This window comes from Streptomyces sp. NPDC055955, assembly GCF_042270245.1.
Classification (GTDB): Bacteria; Actinomycetota; Actinomycetes; order Streptomycetales; family Streptomycetaceae; genus Streptomyces.
The window spans coordinates 25,522-45,266 of the sequence record NZ_JBHJYS010000030.1 but is presented as its reverse complement, the minus strand read 5'-3'; the positions used below and the strand labels follow the sequence as shown (position 1 = coordinate 45,266).

Genomic DNA, 19,745 nt, shown 5'->3' with positions numbered 1-19,745 from the left:
TGGGTTGCATACGTTCTGTGATCGCGCACCCCGCTCCAACTGCCCTTTCTTGTACGCCTCCCACAGCACTCCCCGGGGCAGGAGGAGCCGCGCCGTGGACCCGGTGATCGTCGTCGGAGCCGGCCCCGTCGGGCTCACGCTCTCCCTCGCTCTCGCCCGCCACGGCGTGCCCTCCGTCGTGCTCGACGAGGGCCCCGGCAAGGACGAACAGCGCCCCGCACGGACCGTGATCCTCCGCGAGGACACCGCCGCCCTCGTGGAGCGGCTCGCCCGGACGTCGTTCGACGCGACGGGCACGCGTTGGACCGGCTGGCGTTCCCTGCGGCGCAAACAGGTGATGCGGGAGCTCACCTTCGGCGAGCAGCTGCCCTCGCCCCTGCATCTGGCCCAGCACGAACTGACGGGCGCCCTGCGGGAGGCCGCCGCCGGCGAGCGGCTCATCAAGGTCGCCGTGAACAGCCGCCTCGACTCGATCGAGCAGGAGAGCGGCGCACTGACCGCGCACACCCGCGGCCCGAAGGGCACCTGGTGGCGCGGGAGCTTCCTGGTGGGCTGCGACGGCCCGCGCTCCACGGTCCGCAAGCTGCTCGACATCCGCTTCCCCGGCCGCACGTCCGTCGAGCGACACGCCGTCGCCGCGCTGCGCACGGAACTTCCCTGGCCCGGTGAGGCGTTGCTTCACCGGAGCCTTCCCTGGCGGACGTCGGGCCCGTCCGGCGGGGAGGTCGTCGGCCGCCCCCTCGCCGACGGCGTCTGGCGCCTCGACTGGCTGCTGCCGCCCCGCAGCGAGCTGGTCACGCCCGACATCCTGGTGACCCGCATCCGGGAGACGCTGGCGGGCTGGTGCGCCGGCTCGACACCGCCGTACGAGCTGCTGGACACGGGAGTGCACACGGTCCACCACCGCCTGGCCCGGCGGTGGCGGGTCGGCCGGGTCTTCCTCGCCGGGGACGCGGCGCACCTGCTCGGCGCGCTCGGCACCCAGGGCCTCGACGAGGGCCTGAGGGACGCCGACAACCTCGCCTGGAAGCTGGCCCTCGCCTGGCACGACGGCCCGCACGAGGCGCTCCTCGACAGCTATCAGGCCGAGCGCCGTGCCGTCGTCGCGGGCCGGCTGCGCGCCGCCGACCAGGCGCTGCCGATACTGCGGGGCGGCAAGGGGCTGCGCTCGTACGTCGCCGGTTCCGCGCGCGGCCATGACGCGCTGCTCACGGACGGTCATCTGGGGCACGGAGCGCTGGGCGGTCCAGGGGCGTACGCGGAGTCGCCTCTCGCGCCGGAACCCTCCGAAGCGGCGGCCGACGTGGGTACGGCTCCGGGTGCGCAGGTCCGGGACGTGCGGGTCACGGCCCCCGACGGGTCCTTCGTCCGGCTGCGGGACCGGCTCGGCCTCGGGCATCTGCTCGTCGTCCTGATCGCGCCCGGCACGGGTGTGTGGGAGCGGCGGCACTGGGTCTCGGCCGGGGTCATGCCACGGCTCGCGGCCGCTGTCACGGCCCTGCCGCACGAGGCTGAGCTGCTGGTCGCGGAGAGTTACCCCGGCGCCCCGGCGCACTCCGTTCTGCTGGTGCGCCCGGACGGCCACCTGGTCACGGCCCTGAGCGGGGTGCATCCCGCTGAGCTGTACGCGGCCGCGGAAGCCGCGCTCGGGGGGCCCGTGGAGGACGGCGCGAAGGCCGCAAGCGCCGCCGGAACGAGTTGACCGACCCCCTCCGCCATGGTGTACTCCGGAGCGTGACCGACACCGATGTGCGCCTGTGGCGGAGGGTCCATATGGACCTCGTCCGCTATGCGGGCTGCGTGTGTCGCCCGTCCTGCTGAATTCGCCTCTCCCTTCAGCGCGCCCCCTTCTGTCCGGGTTCACCGGTTCTCACGGGCCTTGTCGCGCGCTTTCCGCGAACCTTCAGGACGGTGTCCATGTCTGTCTCAGCCTCCCCTGCCTCCCCTTCCCTGGTGACCGCCGCGCCCACGCAGCGTGACCTCCTCGACTTCGTTCGCCGCAGCGCCGAGGACCACGAACTCATCGCCTCGCTCCCGCTGGACCCCGAGGGTCGTACCTGGGTGCGGCTCGAAGGGCCCGGCGGCAGTGAGGCCTGGCTCATCGGCTGGCCGCCGGGCACCGGCACCGGCTGGCACGACCACGCCGAATCCGTCGGCGCCTTCCTCACGGCGTCCGGCGAGCTCAGGGAGAACTCACTCACGGCCCGGTTGCCCGCCGACGGCTGGAAGACGCTCGAGCTGTCCGAAGGAGTCGACTGCGAACGGACGTTGTCCGCGGGCCGGGGCAGGGCCTTCGGGCAGCACCATGTGCACGAGGTTCTCAACGAGTCCACGAGCGAGCACGCGATCTCCGTACACGCCTACTACCCGCCGCTCCCGCAGATCCGCCGCTACAGCCGCACGGGCGCGGTGCTGCGACTCGAGACGGTGGAGCGGCCGGAGGACTGGCAGTGAGCAAAGGGGGCAGGGTGAGTGACGTGACTGCCGGGGTGAGTGACCTGAGCGCATCACGGGGTGAACGACCCGAGGGCATCGACGAGTTGCTCGACCGGGTGCGCCTCGGACTGGACCGGGTCGAGGCCGATGAGGCCTACACGGCCGCCGCGGCGGGCGACGCGCTCCTCGTCGACATCCGCTACGCGGCGCTGCGCGAGCGGGACGGGCTGATCCCCGGGGCACTCGTGGTGGAGCGCAACGAACTGGAGTGGCGGCTCGATCCGCAGGGCAGCCATCGCGCGGCCGAGGCCACGAGCCACGATCTGCGCGTCGTGGTCGTCTGCAACGAGGGCTACGCGTCGAGCCTCGCCGCCGTCTCCCTGCGGCAGTTGGGCCTGCACCAGGCCACGGATCTGGTCGGCGGTTTCCAGGCGTGGAAGGCGGCGGGGCTGCCGGTGGCCGAGTGATGGTCACGCGCGGCCGCAGGAGTACGTGAGGGTGGGCGCCCCGGCGCAGGGAGCACCCACCCTTGCGTACCGGCCCCTACTCCTTGGCTGTTGCCACGTCTACCGGTCGGGGCCTCAGGGCGGCGCGGCCGGGCAGCGCGGTCGCAGTGAGCGCGAGAAGTCCGGCGGCGGCGACCACCGCCACGTGGACGAGGGGCGTGACGGCGGGGGCGGCGCTACCGGTCATGCCGACACTGAACGCCGTCAGGACGGCCAGTGCGATGCCGCTGCCCAGGGTCGTGCCGATGAGCAGCACGGCGAGAGCCTCGATGCGCAGCATCCTCAGGACCTGACGGCGGGTGGCGCCGGCGAGGCGGAGCATCGCGAACTCCCGGACGCGTTCGGAGACGGACATCGCGAGGGTGTTGACGACGGCGATCGCGGTGAACGCGAGGATCAGGCCCATGGCGAGGAGGTTGACCTCGGCGTTGTCCTGCTGCCGTGCGGCCTGGAGGTCGTCGGCCGCCGCGGGAGCGAGGACGCGCAGACCGGGGAACTCCCGGACGCTGTTCGTGAGTTGTTCCTGTGTACGGCTGGTCCTGACGAGCACGGAGGAGGCGAGGGGATTGTCGACGTGCCGGGCCACCAGGTCATGGGCCAGGGTCAGATCGCCGAAGCCGAGACCCCTCGCGTAGACGGCCGCCACGACGAGGGTGGCCGGTGTGCCGTCCCCGAGTGTCAGCTTCAGCCTGCTGCCGGGCTTGACGTGGAGCTGATCGGCGGCGAGTGCGCTGACGGCGACGCCGTCCCGCCGGAAGTCCTTCAGTGATCCCGCGGTGACGTCCGGGTCCCACGTACGCGTGAGGCCCGCGCGGGTGACGCCCTGAGCCGGGTACTTGTCGAGCCCTACGCGCACGGTGGTGCGGACGACCTCGGTCGCGACGGTGCCCTTGGCGGCACGGAGCGCGCGTGCGGCCTCGGCGGGGACGCCGGGGCCCTGGGCCGCGACGATCCAGTCGGCCCGGATTCCTTCGCGCGCCTGCGCTCGTGCCGCGTTTCCCAGGGTCGGCTGAGTGAAGAGGACGGTGCAGGTCATGCCGACGAGAAGGGCGAGCGGGGTGACCACGGCGGCCATGCGGGCGGCGTTGCCGCGGAGGTTGGCGACGGCCAGCTTGCCGCCGGGCCCGGTGAGGCGCAACGGTCCGGCCAGCAGCGCCGCGGCACCCCTCACCAGGATCGGACCGAGCAGCGCGACGGAAGAGGCGAGGACGACAACGGCCAGGAAGGTCACGGGAGTTGATGCCGGTTCCGTGCGCAGCACACTGAGTACGGCGACGAGGGCGGCGCCGCCCGCGAGAAGCGCGATCCCGGCCGCGACGCGCCCCCAGGCGGGCCGGGCACGCTCGACCCTGGCCTCCGTGAGCGCTTCGGCCGGGCGGATACGGGCGATGCGGCGGGCGGAGATCCGGGCGGCGGCCCAGGCGCCGAGCAGCGTGGCCCCGACGGCCGCGAACAACGGGAAGACGCTGACGGTCCGCTCCAGGGTCGGCGGCACCGCTCCGAGTTCGACGAAGCGGTGATACAGCCACCCTCCGAGCGGAAGCCCGGCGAGGGAGCCGAGGACGCCCGCGGCGGCGCCGACGATGAGCGCCTCACGGCCCAGGAGCCCCCGGATCTGCCCGGGTGTGGCCGCGATGGCGCGCAGCAGGGCGAGTTCACGGTGGCGTTGCTGAACGGAGAGCGCGAAGGTGCCGACGACGACGAGGACCGCGACGAGGAGGGAGGTGCCGCCCATCGCGCCACCCATGCTGACGAGCTTGATGCGGGCACCCGCCGCGTCGAGGAACTCGACGGGGCCACGGGCGTCGCCGGTGGTGACCTGGGCGGTCGTGCCGTCGAGTGCCCTCGCGACGGCACGCGCCAGCTCTGCCGGCCTCTGGCCGGGCGCGGGGAAGACGCCGAGGGCGGTGACCTGGCCGGGGTGGTCGGCGAGGCGGCGGGCCTCCGAAGCGGTGAAGAACAGGGAGGTCTGGTGGGTCACTGACGCATGCCCGGCGGGCGCGGCGATCCCGGTGACGCGGTAGGTGCGCGGAGCTTGGGTGGACTGGACGGTGAGGCTGTCCCCGGGCGCCAGGTGGGCGCGGTCCGCCAGGTCCCGGTCCACTACGAGGTCTTGGGGCTCGGCGGGTGGGGTCCCGGCTGCCAGGGCGTAGGGGGTCAGCGTGGCGGAGTCCCAGGCGTGCCCGTACGCGGGCCGGTCGGGGGCGGCTCCCGGCGCCAAGGGCTGTGCCAGGAAGGTGAGTTCGGGGACGACCCGCTCGACGCCCGGGAGTCCGCGAAGCCGTCCCGCGGTGTCCCCGGGCAGCCAGGCCCGCTCGGCGATGGGTTTGGCCTTGCGCTTGACCTTGGTCTTGCCCTTCTTGTGCTTGACCGTGGTCTTGTGGACGTTCTGGTCGGCGGAGACGACTACGGGGGCGGCCGCGTACCGCTCGGCGCGGATGGTCCCGCGCAGGCCGGTCTCCAGAAGGGTGCCGCAGGCCGCGATGAGGGCGGCCGCGCACATGAGGGCGACAAAGGCACCGAGGAACCCCCCTTTGCGGTCCCGGACGGTGTGCAGTGCGTAGCGCAGCATCATGGCGTGTCCGTCTCGTCGATGGTGTGGCAGACCGGGATCTCACCGTCCGGGACCCGACTTCCGTCGGCGGGGGCGTGGCGCGCTCCGGCGTCGTCGGCGGGGGCATGGTGCGCCGGGGGCTGGTACGCCCGGGCGTCGGCGGAGGGAACCTGGTGCGCCGGGGGCTGGTTCGCCGGGGCGTCCGCGGAGGGAGCATGGCGTACCTGGGCGTCATCAGCGGGAGCATGGCGCACCGAGGGCCGGTACACCGAGGCGTCACCGACGCGGGTGCCGTCGGCACGGTTGCCATCGGTGCGTGTGTCATCGGTGCGGGCGCCATCAAGGCGGGTGTCGTCGGCGCGGACCGGCGCCGGGAAGGCGAGCAGGCGGGTCAGGACGGTGCGTGCGCCGTCCGGGGTCTCGCTGTCGGGGCGCTTGTAGCGGTTGAGGAGGGCGATGAACTCCTCGAAGAAAGTGCGGAGTTCGGGCAGCGTGAGCCGAATCGTGCCGCGCGAGTAGGGGAAGGCGTCGGCCCACTCCCCCAGGTCCGTCCCCTGCCGCTGGAGCTGCTCGAAGAGTTCGAGGTCGGCGGCGTACGAGAGGTGGTTCAACTCGTCCATGACGAGCCGGGTCTCGGGGCTCTGACGACCGCGGGGCGGGAAGCGGCGGTCGCCCGGGACGGCTCGCCACCAGCGCTCACGCCCGCCCGCGCCCTGGGTCGAGCTCTCCTCGGCGAATCCGTAGCGCGCCAGCTCACGCAGGTGGTAACTGGTGGCGCCGGTGTTGAGCCCGAGGTCGCGGGCCAGCGTCGCGGACGTCGCGGGGCCGTGGAGGGTGAGGTGCTGAAGGATCTGCTGGCGGCGGGGCTGAGCCAGCGCCTTCAGAGCGCTGAGATCGCTCAGCTCCTGACCGCCGGCGGGAGCGGCGGAGCCGGGTTCCGGTGTCATGCGTCCACACTCGCCTGTGCACACATCTCTGTGCACTGCGGCGACCAGGCGTCATGGCCCGGGGGTTAACCCCACCTGGGTGAGGGCGAGTTCGGCGTCGGACCCCCGTACCGACGCCGCCCTCTCCCTCACCCGGCGGAGCTCAGGAACCCCACACACTCGACGGAGCTCAGAAACCCCACACCCCGGCGGAGCCCAGAACCCCACGCACTCGGCGGAGCTCAAGAACCCCTTCGCCAGGCGGACGCGGCCACCATCGCCACGTCGGCTCGGACACCCTTCACCCGACGCGCCCGAACGTCCCCCCTCACACCCGGGGGAACTACGAGCGCCGAACCCCCCGACAAGGGCTCACAAGTCCCCCGACTCGGGGCCCAGAAGTCCCCCCGACCAGGCGGAGCTCAGAAGTCCCCCAGCCCGAGGTCCTCGGTCTCCTCGCCCTCTTCCTCCAGGGCTTGGCGGACCACCCGGAGCGCCATGCCCTCCGGGTATCCCTTGCGGGCGAGCATGCCCGCGAGGCGTCGCAGGCGCTTGTCGCGGTCGAGACCGCGTGTGGAGCGGAGCTTGCGGGCCACAAGCTCGCGGGCGGTCTCCTCCTCCTGCTCGGAGTCGAGCTGCCCGACGGCCTCGTCGATCACCGCCGAGTCCACCCCCTTGGTCCGCAGCTCCCGGGCGAGCGCCCGCCGGGCCAGCCCCCGGCCGTGATGGCGCGACTCCACCCAGGCGTCCGCGAAGGCGCCGTCGTTGATCAGGCCGACCTCCTCGAAGCGGGACAGCACTTCCTCCGCCACCTCGTCGGGGATGTCCCGCTTCGCCAGCGCGTCAGCGAGCTGCTTGCGCGTGCGCGGCTGCCCGGTGAGCAGGCGCAGGCAGATGCCGCGCGCCCGCTCCGCCGGGTCCGCGGGCGGCTCCCCCTTCTCGGCCCTCGACGAGGACGGGGAGCCGCCGTCCTGTTGCCCTCCGGCCGCTTCGCCGAATCCGCCGCGTCGCCGACGGCCACGGCTGCGCCCGCCGCCACGGGTACCGCCACCGCCCCGTGCCCCGTCGCCGTCATTCGGTCCGTCGCCGTCACGCGGCGCCCCGTACCCGTCCGGGTCACCCGGGCCCCCGTCGCCCAGATCCGTCGGGGAGGCGGGGTAGGCGTGATCGGCCCAGTCGGTTCGTCGCGTCACGGACTAGCTCTTGGCCGCCGCGGCCTTGGACTTGGTGGCCTTGCTCGCGGGCGCGGGCACCGTCTTGGCCGCGTCCTCGGCGGGGGTGGCACCCGCCGCGTCGGCCCCGGGCTCGGCCGTGGGCGCCTCCGGCTTCACACCGACGCCCAGCTTCTCCTTGATCTTCTTCTCGATCTCGTTGGCCAGGTCGGGGTTGTCCTTCAGGAAGTTGCGCGCGTTCTCCTTGCCCTGGCCGAGCTGGTCGCCCTCGTACGTGTACCAGGCGCCGGCCTTGCGCACGAAGCCGTTCTCCACGCCCATGTCGATCAGGCCGCCCTCGCGGCTGATGCCCTGGCCGTAGAGGATGTCGAACTCGGCCTGCTTGAACGGCGGCGCGACCTTGTTCTTGACGACCTTGACGCGCGTGCGGTTACCGACCGCGTCGGTGCCGTCCTTCAGCGTCTCGATGCGGCGGATGTCGAGTCGCACCGAGGCGTAGAACTTCAGCGCACGGCCACCGGTCGTCGTCTCCGGCGAGCCGAACATGACGCCGATCTTCTCGCGCAGCTGGTTGATGAAGATCGCGGTGGTCTTCGACTGGTTGAGCGCGCTGGTGATCTTCCGGAGCGCCTGGCTCATCAGGCGGGCCTGCAGACCCACGTGCGAGTCGCCCATCTCGCCCTCGATCTCCGCGCGCGGCACCAGGGCGGCGACGGAGTCGATGACGATCAGGTCGAGCGCGCCGGAGCGGACCAGCATGTCGACGATCTCGAGCGCCTGCTCACCGTTGTCCGGCTGGGACAGGATGAGGTTGTCGATGTCGACACCGAGCTTCTTCGCGTACTCCGGGTCGAGGGCGTGCTCGGCGTCCACGAACGCCACGGCGCCACCGGCCCGCTGCGCGTTGGCCACGGCGTGCAGCGTCAGGGTCGTCTTACCGGAGGACTCCGGCCCGTACACCTCCACCACGCGGCCGCGCGGCAGGCCACCGACGCCGAGGGCCACGTCGAGCGCGGTCGACCCGGTGGGGATGACCTCGATGGGCTCGTTCGGCCGCTCGCCCATGCGCATCACTGCGCCCTTGCCGAATTGCCGTTCAATCTGTGCGAGCGCGGCGTCGAGCGCCTTCTCGCGGTCAGTACCTGCCATGGGTTCCACCCGATTTGCTTGAGTCGATCGCTTCACGTCAAAGACGCTAACGCCTGCCACTGACAATCGGCCTCGACGCCCGTCCGCCTGTGGATAACTCGAGGCTCACAGCCCTGCCACTCTCACCGAAATCCCCGAAAACACTGGGGAGAGAGCCGCCGGACACTCCATAAGAATGGATGTTCGATTTTGGTGTCAAGCGCACCACGCACACCACGCGCCCTGCGATGCGGACCTCGTGGACTCCGGCGCTCCGAGTCAACTCCGGGGCTCCCGAGGCCTGGAGGTGCGTAGACACCTCTGCCCCCTGTGCCGCAGAACCGAGGTGCCGACCGTCCTCCTCATCCTCCCTCCGGCAAGGTGCGGGCGGGATACGAGCGACTCCGAGGGCCTCGCCCAGGCCCGCCTCTCCGACGCCGGCCTCGCCGTTCCCACGCCCGCCTGCCGGAGGGGGAGAGCCGGCGCAGCACGTACGTCAGCGAGTCCGACGACGCCGACCTGGACATCGCCGCCGCCTCCGCCACCGACGGCTGGGCGATCGGTCGCGACAGAGCCCATGCGAGCAGCGCCACCGAGAAGGCCGACGCGCGCTCGGCCTTCCTCCGCCACTACGACGGAAAGTCGTGGCAGCAATACGACGCCACCGCCGAGATGCCGAAGCTCGCCCCCCTCGGCCTGACCGTCCTTTAGGCGTCCGGCCTGCCATCCTCTAGCTGTTCAGCACCAAGCCTTCAGCCGGCCGCGCCGGGGACCGACCCGGCCTCCTCGCCCTGGGACGCGGGCACCGGCGGGAGGTCCCCCTCTCCGGCGATGACGGACAAGGTGAAGGACAAGGTGAAGGACTCGCACTGAGAGCCGGCCTCCACCCGGCAGCCTGCTTGAGCCCGATCCGGCGGCCTTCTGAAGCCCGGGGTCACCACCGGCAGACCTACGGACCCCCGTCTGCCGATCGGCGGCTACTCCCCCCGGCGTACGAGCGGTGCCTCCGGCCGGGGGACGACGGCACGGCCCCTGATCGCGAGGCTTGTGCCATGGAGAACGCGCAGAACCACCGACCGGGGATCCCGCAGGACCAGCTCCCGGCCCACCGGCGGGTCCGCGGTCTGGTGGGCCCCGGCGTCGTCGTCACGCTCGCGTCCCTGCCGCTGCCCGCGGTGTCGGCTGTCGGCCGGATCGCGTCCGGCGCCGACTGCCTCGCCGTGCCGCCCGGCATCGTCATCCCGGTGCCGGCCGCCGTCCTGCCGGCCTGGCAGCCGAACGGCTGGACCGCCGGGCTCGCCCTGACCGTCGGCGCGCTCATCGGCGTCGGCGCCGTCGTCACTCCCGGCACCGGCGACCACCCCTCCTCGGGCGACTCGCTCCTCATCGCGTCCGCTCCGGCCGAACTCCTCGCCCTCGCCCTCGCCCTCGCCGGCGTGTTCGTGGCCGGTGCCATGTCGGTGTTCCGGTTCGGCCGCCCCGAGGAGGCGCGCGTCTGATGTCCTCACCCACCACAGCCACTCCCCTGCCTGGCCCGGCACGCCCCGCCCTGACCGGCGCGGTACGCGACCTGTGGCGCGCCGCCCGTCCCTCCGAGCGCCTCTGCTACGCCACCGGCGCGGTCCTGACCCTGTCCGGCCTTGCCCACCTGCTGGTCTTCGCGGTCGACGGAGGGCCGTGGGACGGACCTGTCTCATGGCGCAAGCCGGTCACGTTCGGCGTCTCCTTCGGCCTGACGCTGATCGCGCTCACCTGGGTGACGTCGTATCTGCGGATCGGAGCCCGCACCAGGAACGTCCTGCTCGTCGTGTTCGCCGCCGACTGCGTCCTGGAGGTCGGCGGGATCACCCTCCAGGCATGGCGGCGGGTGCCGTCGCATCTCAACATGGAGTCCGGCTTCGACACCGCCGTGTCCATGTCCCTCGCCGTGGGCGGCGGAATCCTGGTCGTGCTGCTCTCCGTGTTCGCGGTCGCCTCGTTCCGGCGCCGGCCGTCGGGGCCCACGGGGATGTCACTCGCGCTGCGTTCCGGCTTCGCGATGCTGCTCGTCGCGCTGGCGTCCGGCGCCGCGATGATCGCGCGCGGGGTGATCCTCACCAGGACCGGCCACCAGGAAGCGGCCTACCACTCGACCGCGCCCCTCAAGCCTCTGCACGGCGTCAGCCTGCACGCCGTACTCGTCCTGCCCGCGCTGGCCTGGCTGATGTCCCGTACGGCATGGAACGAGAGCACCAGGAACGGCGCGATGCGCGGTGCGGTCGCCTGCTACGCGGCCGCCGTCGCCGCCGCCGGGATCTGGGCGGCGATCACCTACTGAGCACGCTCTGCCGGTAGCCGTCTAACCCCGCGTGCCCCTGTCCCCGTCTTCGGCCGCCTCCGGCCCCGGCTCCGCTTCGGCCCGCGGATCGTCCGGCCCGCGCAGGACGGCCCGCAGGCGCTGGAGGGGTGACGTCCCGGATCTGGTGCGGTGGCCGTGCACCCGCGGGTCGTCCGTGACGTCGTAGAGCCTCACGTACGCCCCGAGGAAGGCCTGCAGCGTCGCCACCGCGGGGATGGCGATCAGCGCGCCGACCGCGCCGAGGAGCGCCGTGCCCGCGATGACGGAGCCGAAGGCCACCGCAGGATGGATGTCCACGGTCTTCGCCGTCAGCTTGGGCTGGAGCACATAGTTCTCGAACTGCTGGTAGACGACCACGAAGATCAGCACCCACAGCGCGTACCAGGGGTCGACCGTGAAAGCGATCAGCATCGGCAGGGCGCCCGCCAGATACGTGCCGATGGTCGGGATGAACTGGGACACCAGGCCGACCCAGACGGCGAGCACGGGCGCGTAGGGCACACCCAGGGCCTCGAGCAGGATGTAGTGCGCGATCCCGGAGATCAGTGCCATCAGGCCGCGCGAGTAGAGATAGCCGCCGGTCTTGTCGACCGCGATCTCCCAGGCGCGCAGCACCTCCGCCTGCTTGGCGGGCGGCAGCACCGAGCACAGCGCGCGCCGGAGCCGGGGGCCGTCGGCGGCGAAGTAGAACGAGAACAGCAGTATCGTCAGCAGCCGGAACAGGCCTCCGAGGACCTGCCCCGACACGTCGAGGACGCCGCTCGCGCTGTTCTGGACGTACTTCTGGAGCCAGTCGGAGTGGAGCAGGCTGTCCTGGACGGCGACCCTGTTCAGGTCCGTGTGGAACGTCTGGTTGATCCAATTGATCACCGAGTCGAGGTAGGCGGGAAAGTCCTCGACCATGCTGACGATCTGGCCCGCGAGCATCGAGCCGAGCAGGACCACGAAACCCGCGCCGGCGATCGTGACACCCAGGAAGACGACCCCGGTGGCCAGCCCCCGGCGTATGCCGCGCCCGGCCATCCAGCTGACGGCGGGCTCCACGGCGAGCGCCAGGAAGAACGCGATCAATACGTTGATCAACAGCCCGATGAGCTGGTGGAACGCCCAACTGCCCAGCTGGAAACAGGCGATGAGGGCCAGGGCGAGCACCATGGCGCGCGGCAGCCAGCCCGGCATCCGCGCACGCGCACTCGCGGCCCCGCCCCCAGCGGGTGTCCGGCCGGGCGGAGAGGCGTCGGGTGTCGCCTGGAAGGTCTCGTCTATGGGTGCCACGGAGCCAGTCTCACCCACGCCACCGACAACCGGTCACCACCCCCGCTCGTTCGAGCAGGTCAGCGGTCCTCCGACGGAACATTCATCGTGCCGCACACCACGCGCCACACGTCCTTCGCCTCCCAGCCGGCGTCGAGCGCCTCGTGCACGGTGCGCCCACCGAGTTCCGTCATCACATGATCACGCGCGAACGTGTCGGCGTAGCCGGGACCGAAGTGATCCGCCATCCGCTGCCAGAAAACCGTCAACCGCATGACACCAGTATCCCGCCCCTGAGAGTGCAGCCCGGCACGGAAGGCTCACCGAGAACGCTTTCCGTCCTACGGTTCGGTGCATGGCCGAAAACGGAGCATCCCCACTCCCTCAGACCAGCTCGGCGCCCTCCCCGCTCTCCCGTGCCGAGCACTTCGTCTGGCTGACCGCGCGCGTGCTGGAACAGCGACGCTTCGCCTACCACTTCCTCGGCGCGGGCCGGGCAGGCGCCGACGCCGTCGAGACCGCCCTCTCCGCCTACCGCAACGAGGACGAGGGCTTCGGCCACGCACTCGAACCCGATCTCCGGGGCCCGGTGAGCCAGCCCCTGCACACCGGGCTGGCGCTGCGTGTCCTCGACTCGATCGGCCGCTGCAGCGGCCAGCGGGTGGAGCGCGTGTGCCGCTACCTGACGTCCGTGTCGACCCCCGAGGGCGCTCTCCCGGCGATCCATCCCAGCCAGCGCGGCTACCCGTGCGCGCCCTTCGTGCCGGTCGTGGACGACCCGCCGAGCGAGCTGCTCGCCACGGGCCCCGTGGTCGGCCTGCTGCACCGCAACCAGGTGTGGCACGCGTGGCTGTTCCGGGCGACCGACTTCTGTTGGGCCGCGGTCGAGTCCCTGAAGAAGTCCCATCCCTACGAGATCGAGGCGGCCGTCGCCTTTCTGGACGGCGCCCCCGACCGCCCGCGCGCGGAGGCGGCCGCCGACCGGCTCGGCCGGCTCGTGCGCGAGCAGCGGCTTGCGCTGCTCGATCCGGAGCGGCCGGACGAGTACCCCGTGGCGCCCGGCTACGCGCCGGGTGAGCACCATCTTCCGCACGACTACGCGAAGGCTCCGGAGTCGCTGGCGCGGGCGTGGTTCACGGATGAGGAGATGGCGCGCTCGCTGGACTTCCTCGCGGGCGAGCAGCAGGACGACGGCGGGTGGCCGATCCGCTGGCACCAGTGGGCCCCGGCGGTCGCCCTGGAGGCGCGCCCCATGGTGACGGTCGAGGCGCTGCGCACGCTGCGGGCGTACGGGCGGCCGATCGTCTGACGGCTTCGTGGGCGGCGCCTCAGGAGGCGTCGACCGCGTCCCTCAGTAGAAGCGCGGCGATGGCGAGTGCCGTCCCGCGCGGAGCCGACAGGTCGATGCCCGTCTGCTCGCCGATGCGGGCGAGCCGGTTGTCGACCGTGTTGGGGTGCAGGCCGAGCGCGGCGGCTGTCGCCCTGCGGTCCTGCTGGTGGGCGAGATGGGTGCGCAAGGTCTCCAGAAGTTCGGGCCGGCCGGCCACGGGGTCGAGGAGGGCCGCTATCCGGTGGCTCGTCTCGCTGGGGCGGGACAGGTGGTACTCCAGGAGCACGTCGTCCAAGCGATGCAGCCCGGGCGGGATGCCGCACGCGCGCGCGATGCGCAGGATCTCGGTGGCGGTGCGGGCCGCCGCGGTCACCTCCTCGGGGCCGGCCACCTCCACGGCGGCCACCCGGACCTCGAACCCGCCGGCCTTGGCGAGACGGCCGGCCAGATCGTCCGGGGCCGGGCAGTCCTTGGGCACGATGACCCGTCCGCCGTCGGCCTCCAGGAGCGCGAGCACCTCCACTCCGAAGGTGTGGTCCAGGGCGGTCTGCAGCCGACGCAGCCTGCGCCGCACGGCGACCGGCCCCTCGGCGGGATCCGCGTCGAGGCCGAGGGCCAGTACGAGAGCGGGCCCTTCGAGGCGGAGCTGGTCCAAAAGGACGTGCCCGGGCGGAACCATCCCGTCGAGCAGGCCTCGCACCAGGGAGCGCACCTGGGCCCGCTGCTCGGCCTCCAGGGCGGAGCGCTCGTCGAGATACGTCTCGGCCACGGCGCCCACGATGCCCGGGTGCGACTGCAGCAGGACGTCGACGAGCTCGACCAGTGCGCCTTCCTCCCCGGGGTCCGCGACGTCGCGCAAGGCCTGCCACAGGGCGTACAGGCCTTGCGCGTAGGTGCGCAGGAGGAGGTGCAGCGGCATGCCCTCCTCGGCCCGCTGAGCGGCACGCTCGCGGAACAGCCGGTTGCTGCCGGGCTGGACCAGGTCCGGCTCGCCGACACGTCGCAGGAAGAGCCGTACGCCGTGCCGGACGGTCGCGGCGACCTCCAAGTCCTTCACGTCATCCGGGAGTTCGGCGTATCCGGGCAGTTCCTCGAACGCCTCGCGAGCCATGCGGCGGGCGAGTTCGTTGACCCTCGGTTCGCAGCGCGCGGCCAGGGAGCGGGCTTCGGGCGACAGGGCCACTGTTCCTCCATTCCCCCATGGACATGGACGGGCACTGCGTTTGTGACGCGTCACATTACCCACGGGTGGGACGTGTGACGCGAGGCGGTGTTCGATCTCACATCAAGGGCCGAAACTCGTGGCCGACGGCGATCGACCGCACCGCACACGAGGAGCCGAGGACATGACCGGACACAAAGAGCAGGACCACGCCCAGCACTCCGCGCACGGCTCGTACGGCGACTACATCGACCGGGTCTGGCAGGGCACCGAGACACTGCTGCCTCATCTGACGGGCACGTACTCCGGGGGTGAACTGGTGCGCCTGCGTGACCGCGTGGGCTTCTTCCCGGCGTTCGCCAACGTGGCCGCCTTCGACACGGGCGACGGCGTGGTCCTCGTCGACTCGGGCGACTTCCGTACAGCGGCCCAACTGCACGACGCCGTTTCCCGGTTCGGTGCGGGACCGGTGCGCTCCGTGGTGTACACGCACGGTCACGTGGACCACGTCTTCGGAGTGTCCCCCTTCGATCAGGAGGCAGACAAGAGCGGCGGCCCGCGCCCCGAGGTGATCGCCCACGAGGCTGTCCCCGCGCGGTTCGACCGCTACATCAGGACGGCGGGTTACAACTCCTGGATCAATCGCCGACAGTTCGGAGTGCCCTCCCTGGAGTGGCCCACCACGTACCGCTATCCGGACGTCGTCTACAGGGACCGTCTGACTGTGCGGCGCGGGGAGGTGACGTTCGAGCTGGTGCACGCGCGCGGGGAGACCGACGACCACACCTACGTATGGATCCCCGAACTCAGGACGCTGTGCACGGGCGACCTGTTCATCTGGAACACGCCGAACGCGGGCAACCCCCAGAAGGTGCAGCGCTATCCGGAGGACTGGGCACGCGCTCTGCGCGCCATGCAGGAGCTCGGCGCCGAACTCCTCCTGCCTGGACACGGCGTTCCCGTAGTCGGGTCCCACCGCGTCCACCAGGCCCTCGACGACACCGCGCGCCTCCTGGAGTCACTGTGCGAGCAGACAAGGGAGCTGATGAACGGGGGCCACCGCCTCGACGCGGTCATCCACGGGGTGAAGGTCCCCGAGGAACTGCTGGCGAAGCCGTACCTCCACCCGGCCTACGACGAGCCGGAGTTCGTCGTACGCAACCTGTGGCGCCTGTGGGGAGGCTGGTACGACCAGAACCCCGCGCACCTCAAGCCGGCTCCCGAGGCGGACGTCGCGGCCGAGTTCGCGCGCGCCGCGGGCGGGGCGTCCGCGCTGGCGCTCCGCGCCTCCGAGCTGCTCGCCGCCGGGGAGCTGCGCCTCGCGTCGCATCTGGCGGAGACCGCGGCCCTCGCGGCGCCCGCCGACCAGGAGGTGGCACGCGTGCGTGCCGATGTGTTCGCACGGCGTGCCCTCCAGGAGACCTCGACCATGGCGCGGGGTGTCTTCCACTGGGCCGCCGCCGAATCGGCGGCCGTGGTCGCCGGCACCGACGTGCAGACGGAGTTGACGCGCTCCCCGGAGGGACGCAGGCGGGCCGAAGGGGCCATCAGCGTCGGCGTGGTCGACGACGAAGACGGCTGCTGCTGATGAGCCGGGCCTGGCGCACCACGTGGCTGCTGCTCGCCTTCATGCTCGTGAACTTCGCGGACAAGGCCGTGCTCGGGCTCGCGGGCCCGGAGATCCGGGCGGACTTCGGCATCACGCGGCAGGAGTTCGGCACGGCGCAGTCGGCGTTCTTCGCGCTGTTCTCGCTGGCCGCGCTCGGCATCTCGGCCCTCACCCGGCGCGTGCGGACGACGACCCTCCTGCTGGTGCTCGCGCTGCTGTGGTCGGTGGCGCAACTGCCGATGCTGTGGGGAGCGGCGGGGTTCGGCACGCTACTGGCCACGCGCGTGCTCCTCGGTGCGGCGGAGGGGCCCGCATCCCCCGTCGCCATGCACCACGTCCACGGCTGGTTCCCGCAGCGTGAGCGGGCCCTGCCCACCGCGGTCCTGCTCGTCGGCGCGGCGGCCGGAGTGGCCGTCGCCTCGCCGGTGCTCACCTGGGTGATCGCGCACTGGGGCTGGCGCTGGTCGTTCGGTGTCGTCGGTCTGGCGGGCCTTCTGTGGGCCGTCTGCTGGCGGCTGTGGGGCGCGGACGGGCCGCTGGCCCCGCCGCTCCCCGGGAAGCCGTCCGAGGCCGCAGAGCAGACGTCGACGACGGCCACAGTGCCCTTGCGCGCCATCCTGCTCTCCGGCACGTTCCTGACCGCCGCGCTCGGCTCGTTCGCCGCCTACTGGTCGATGAGCACCATGCTGACGTGGGCACCCGACTACCTGGAGAGCGTCGTCGGCTGGGACCTTCACCAGGCAGGCACGATGGTCGGCCTCGGCGCTCTCGCCGGCGGGGCGGTCCTCCTCGGCCACGGCCTGATCGCCCGGCGCTCCGCCCGCAAGGGCACACCTCGGCGCCTGCCCCCAGGGGCCGGTGCCGGTCTTCTCGTCACCGTCGCGGGCTGCGCCACCGCCGTGTACGGCACGACGGACTCGCCGGCGGTCAAGGTGCCCTTGATGCTCGGTCCCATGGCGCTCGCCATGGTGATGCTGACCGTGGCCTCCACGGCCTGTGCCCGCATCGCCCCCGCGGCCTCACGCGGCGTCGTCCTCGGCACCTTGACCTTCGTCTACGCGCTGGGCGGCGTCCTGTCGCCCCTCGTGCTCGGCGGCATGGTGGACCGCGCCCGGTCGGTGTCGGCCGGCTACGAAGAGGGCTGGCTCCTCACCTCCGGGCTGCTGGTGACAGCGGGCGTCCTGGCGGCGCTCTTCTGCCGCCCGGAGGCAACCGCCCGGCGACTCGGCCTACCGGAACCCGCGGCGGGGTCGGTGCCGCAGGTGCCGGTGGCGCACTGAGTGCGGTGGCGGGTACGCAAGGGGTCCACGCGCGCGTGGGGGTTCATCCCGTGACGGCACGCAGCCCGGCCGTGACCACGACGGCCGCCGCGACGACGACCAGGAACGGCGCACGCAGGATCAGCGCGACCGCTGCCGCGGCCAGCCCGGCCGCCTTCGCGTCGAGTACGAGCGTGGTGCCGTCGGCGAAGGTCTGCTGGGCCGTGAGCGCGGCCAGCAGGGCCACGGGGAGCAGCGCCGCCAGTCGTCGGACCACGGGCCGTTCCAGGACTCCGGCGGGTACGAGGAGGCCGATGAGCTTGACGGCGTAGCAGCCGACTGCGGTCACCGCGACCGCGATCCAGATGTTCATCGGCCCTCTCCCTGTCGGCCGTCGGCCTTCTTCGGTTCCGCTTGTGGGTTCTTTCCGGTCGCTCTCCGTGCCGCCCGACGGCCCTTCGCGTAGAGCACGGCCGGCGCGGCGAGCGCGGCCACCAGGACCGGCACACCGGCCGGCAGCACAGGCAGCAGCCCGAGGCCGAGAATGACGGCGATACCGGCCACGGCCCGTTCCGTGGATGTCCGCAGCATCGGCGCGAGCAGTGCCAGGAAGACCGCGGGGCCGGCCGCGTCGAGCCCCCAGGCGTCGGTGTCCCCGATGGCCTCCGCACCGAGCGCCCCGAGCAGGGTCGTGAGGTTCCACAGCACGTAGAGGGTCAGTCCCGTGACGGTGAAGCCGATACGGGCGCTGCGGCGCGTGGGCTGTGCGAGCGAGACGGCGGTGGTCTCGTCGATGACCCAGTGCGCGGCGAAGGGGCGCACCACGCGGGGGAGGGCGAGCAGTTGGGACAGGCGCAGCCCGTAGAACGAGTTGCGCACGCCGAGGAAGAAGGCGCCCGCGGCGGCGGTGAGCGGGTTGCCGCCCGCCGCGATCGCGCCGACGAGGGCGAACTGCGAGGCACCGGTGAACACGAGCAGGCTGAGCGCGCAGGTCTGGAGCACGCTGAGTCCGCTGCCTGCCGAGGTCACGCCGAAGGCGAACCCGGAGAGTCCGACGGCGACGCCGACGCCGAGCGCGTCCCGGACGACGGCGGAATCGGCTTTCTCAGGCCTCCCGTCGCCCGGTCGCCCTGCTTGCCCGTCCCGTGCTGATCCGGCGCGTATCGCCGCGGTCGTTGTCTGTTCTGCCACGCCTGTGACAGTACGAGGGAGCGCACGGCCGGGTCTTGTACGTTCTTGCGCTCCCGCTGATAGGCGCCGGGCGGTACGCCGACGATCCGCGTGAAGTGCCGGTTCAGATGCGGCTGGTCGGTGAAGCCGACCGTCACGGCGGCGTCGGCCGGCGCCGTGCCGCTGTCCAGGAGGCGGCGGGCGGCCCGCACACGCGCGTCGGTGAGCCAGGTGTGCGGCGGCATCCCGTACGCGTCCCTGAAGGCGCGCAGCAGGGCGAACGGGCTGGTGCCGAGTTCGGTGGCGAGGGCCTCCAGCGACGGCGGATCCGCCATACGCTCGGCGAGCACGGCACGCGCGCGTGCCGCGATCGTGGCGCCGGCGGACCGCATGGGGCGCGCGGTCATGGGCTGCCCGTGATCTCGCAGGAGCCGGGCGACCACGATGCGCAGCAGGCTGTCGGCGGCGAGCGCGTTGCCCTCCTCCGCCGCGCGGTGCACCTCGCGGATGAGGTGGGCCGCGTGCGGGTCACCGACGATCGGCTCGGCGAACGCGGCCGTCCCACGGACCGACGTGGTCTCGCCGGCGATCTCCGCTATGACATCGGCCGACGGGTAGAGCGTGTGGTACGCCCAGCCGTCGGGGTCCCCGGCCCGTGCGGTGTGCGCCACCTCGGGGTTGATCATGACGACGGTGCCGGGTCCCGCGTGCACCGTGCCGGTCGGCAGTCCCACGTCCTCGATGCCGCTGGTGACCGCGCCGAAGACGTACCCGTCGTGGCTGTGGCGGGGGAAGGTGTGGCGGACGTAGCGCGCCCGCAGCAGGTCGAGGCCCGGCAGCTGTTCGTAGCGCCAGTGCCTGGCCCATTCCTTCGTTCCCGACCCCGCCATGTGGTCCATTC

Annotated in this window: 19 protein-coding genes and 1 pseudogene; 10 read left to right on the top strand and 10 right to left on the bottom strand. The window is 72.2% G+C overall.

All coding sequences use genetic code 11. From position 1 onward, the window contains the following. Positions 1–94: 94 nt before the first annotated feature. The 4 genes from ACFC96_RS40470 (at position 95) to ACFC96_RS40455 (ending at position 2,903) form a co-directional block, all read left to right on the top strand. Positions 95–1,702, top strand: coding sequence for an FAD-dependent monooxygenase (locus ACFC96_RS40470; RefSeq protein WP_376617331.1), 1,608 nt, complete (start codon positions 95–97; stop codon positions 1,700–1,702). Between the two features lie 32 nt (positions 1,703–1,734). Continuing rightward, entirely contained in the window at positions 1,735–1,821 is an 87-nt protein-coding gene (locus ACFC96_RS40465) for a putative leader peptide (RefSeq protein WP_311605579.1), read from the top strand. A 96-nt stretch (positions 1,822–1,917) separates the two neighbouring features. Further along, positions 1,918–2,454, top strand: coding sequence for a cysteine dioxygenase (locus ACFC96_RS40460; RefSeq protein ID WP_376617330.1), 537 nt, complete (start codon positions 1,918–1,920; stop codon positions 2,452–2,454). A gap of 14 nt (positions 2,455–2,468) precedes the next feature. Continuing rightward, on the top strand, positions 2,469–2,903 hold the full coding sequence (locus tag ACFC96_RS40455) for a rhodanese-like domain-containing protein (RefSeq protein ID WP_376617328.1): 435 nt from the start codon (positions 2,469–2,471) through the stop codon (positions 2,901–2,903). Between the two features lie 76 nt (positions 2,904–2,979). On the opposite strand, the gene ACFC96_RS40450 is transcribed toward ACFC96_RS40455, so the two are convergent. The 4 genes from ACFC96_RS40450 to recA form a co-directional block, all read right to left on the bottom strand. Then, the gene (locus tag ACFC96_RS40450; protein ID WP_376617326.1) at positions 2,980–5,517 is read right to left on the bottom strand and encodes an FtsX-like permease family protein; all 2,538 of its coding nucleotides are present in this window, start codon (positions 5,515–5,517) and stop codon (positions 2,980–2,982) included. Continuing rightward, a complete protein-coding gene (locus tag ACFC96_RS40445; protein ID WP_376617324.1) occupies positions 5,514–6,443 on the bottom strand; it encodes a helix-turn-helix domain-containing protein in 930 nt (309 codons plus the stop codon). Before ACFC96_RS40445 ends, ACFC96_RS40450 begins: the two co-directional genes overlap by 4 nt. Before the next feature lie 401 nt (positions 6,444–6,844). Continuing rightward, a complete protein-coding gene (gene recX, locus ACFC96_RS40440; RefSeq protein WP_376617322.1) occupies positions 6,845–7,615 on the bottom strand; it encodes a recombination regulator RecX in 771 nt (256 codons plus the stop codon). 3 nt (positions 7,616–7,618) lie between these two features. Further along, positions 7,619–8,743, bottom strand: coding sequence for a recombinase RecA (recA, locus tag ACFC96_RS40435; RefSeq protein WP_376264667.1), 1,125 nt, complete (start codon positions 8,741–8,743; stop codon positions 7,619–7,621). Positions 8,744–9,103: 360 nt separating this feature from the next. On the opposite strand from recA, the gene ACFC96_RS40430 reads away from it, so the two are divergent. The 3 genes from ACFC96_RS40430 (at position 9,104) to ACFC96_RS40420 (ending at position 11,039) form a co-directional block, all read left to right on the top strand. After that, positions 9,104–9,433: a hypothetical protein gene (locus ACFC96_RS40430; RefSeq protein ID WP_376617320.1), complete on the top strand. Its 330-nt coding sequence runs from the start codon at positions 9,104–9,106 to the stop codon at positions 9,431–9,433. A gap of 341 nt (positions 9,434–9,774) precedes the next feature. After that, positions 9,775–10,221: a hypothetical protein gene (locus tag ACFC96_RS40425; RefSeq protein ID WP_376617319.1), complete on the top strand. Its 447-nt coding sequence runs from the start codon at positions 9,775–9,777 to the stop codon at positions 10,219–10,221. Further along, the gene (locus ACFC96_RS40420) at positions 10,221–11,039 is read left to right on the top strand and encodes a hypothetical protein (protein ID WP_376264659.1); all 819 of its coding nucleotides are present in this window, start codon (positions 10,221–10,223) and stop codon (positions 11,037–11,039) included. Before ACFC96_RS40425 ends, ACFC96_RS40420 begins: the two co-directional genes overlap by 1 nt. A gap of 21 nt (positions 11,040–11,060) precedes the next feature. Here the strand turns inward: ACFC96_RS40420 and ACFC96_RS40415 are convergent, their stop codons facing one another. Beyond that, positions 11,061–12,335 (bottom strand): AI-2E family transporter, encoded by a 1,275-nt coding sequence (locus tag ACFC96_RS40415; RefSeq protein WP_376617317.1) that lies wholly within the window; start codon positions 12,333–12,335, stop codon positions 11,061–11,063. 59 nt (positions 12,336–12,394) lie between these two features. Next, the gene (locus tag ACFC96_RS40410; protein WP_340461159.1) at positions 12,395–12,589 is read right to left on the bottom strand and encodes a DUF3046 domain-containing protein; all 195 of its coding nucleotides are present in this window, start codon (positions 12,587–12,589) and stop codon (positions 12,395–12,397) included. A gap of 80 nt (positions 12,590–12,669) precedes the next feature. Between ACFC96_RS40410 and ACFC96_RS40405 the strand changes: the two genes are divergently transcribed. Beyond that, positions 12,670–13,623: a hypothetical protein gene (locus ACFC96_RS40405; protein WP_376617315.1), complete on the top strand. Its 954-nt coding sequence runs from the start codon at positions 12,670–12,672 to the stop codon at positions 13,621–13,623. 19 nt (positions 13,624–13,642) lie between these two features. Here ACFC96_RS40405 and ACFC96_RS40400 read toward each other — a convergent pair whose 3' ends face one another. Continuing rightward, complete coding sequence (locus ACFC96_RS40400; RefSeq protein ID WP_376617313.1) at positions 13,643–14,827, bottom strand: PucR family transcriptional regulator; 1,185 nt, start codon at positions 14,825–14,827, stop codon at positions 13,643–13,645. Between the two features lie 163 nt (positions 14,828–14,990). Here ACFC96_RS40400 and ACFC96_RS40395 point away from each other — a divergent pair, with 163 nt between their 5' ends. Continuing rightward, positions 14,991–16,394, top strand: a complete 1,404-nt coding sequence (locus tag ACFC96_RS40395) for an alkyl sulfatase dimerization domain-containing protein (protein WP_376617311.1) — start codon at positions 14,991–14,993, stop codon at positions 16,392–16,394. Next, positions 16,394–17,695: an MFS transporter gene (locus ACFC96_RS40390; RefSeq protein ID WP_376617309.1), complete on the top strand. Its 1,302-nt coding sequence runs from the start codon at positions 16,394–16,396 to the stop codon at positions 17,693–17,695. The genes ACFC96_RS40395 and ACFC96_RS40390 overlap by 1 nt, the downstream gene beginning before the upstream one ends. A 43-nt stretch (positions 17,696–17,738) precedes the next feature. Here the strand turns inward: ACFC96_RS40390 and ACFC96_RS40385 are convergent, their stop codons facing one another. The 3 genes and pseudogenes from ACFC96_RS40385 to ACFC96_RS40375 form a co-directional block, all read right to left on the bottom strand. Continuing rightward, positions 17,739–18,047 carry an AzlD domain-containing protein gene (locus ACFC96_RS40385; protein ID WP_376264643.1) on the bottom strand — a complete coding sequence of 103 codons (309 nt, stop codon included), beginning with the start codon at positions 18,045–18,047 and terminating at the stop codon, positions 17,739–17,741. Then, entirely contained in the window at positions 18,044–18,838 is a 795-nt protein-coding gene (locus ACFC96_RS40380) for an AzlC family ABC transporter permease (protein ID WP_376617384.1), read from the bottom strand. The genes ACFC96_RS40385 and ACFC96_RS40380 overlap by 4 nt, the downstream gene beginning before the upstream one ends. Before the next feature lie 140 nt (positions 18,839–18,978). After that, positions 18,979–19,734, bottom strand: a pseudogene (locus ACFC96_RS40375) (AraC family ligand binding domain-containing protein); the annotation flags it as partial. Positions 19,735–19,745: the final 11 nt, after the last annotated feature.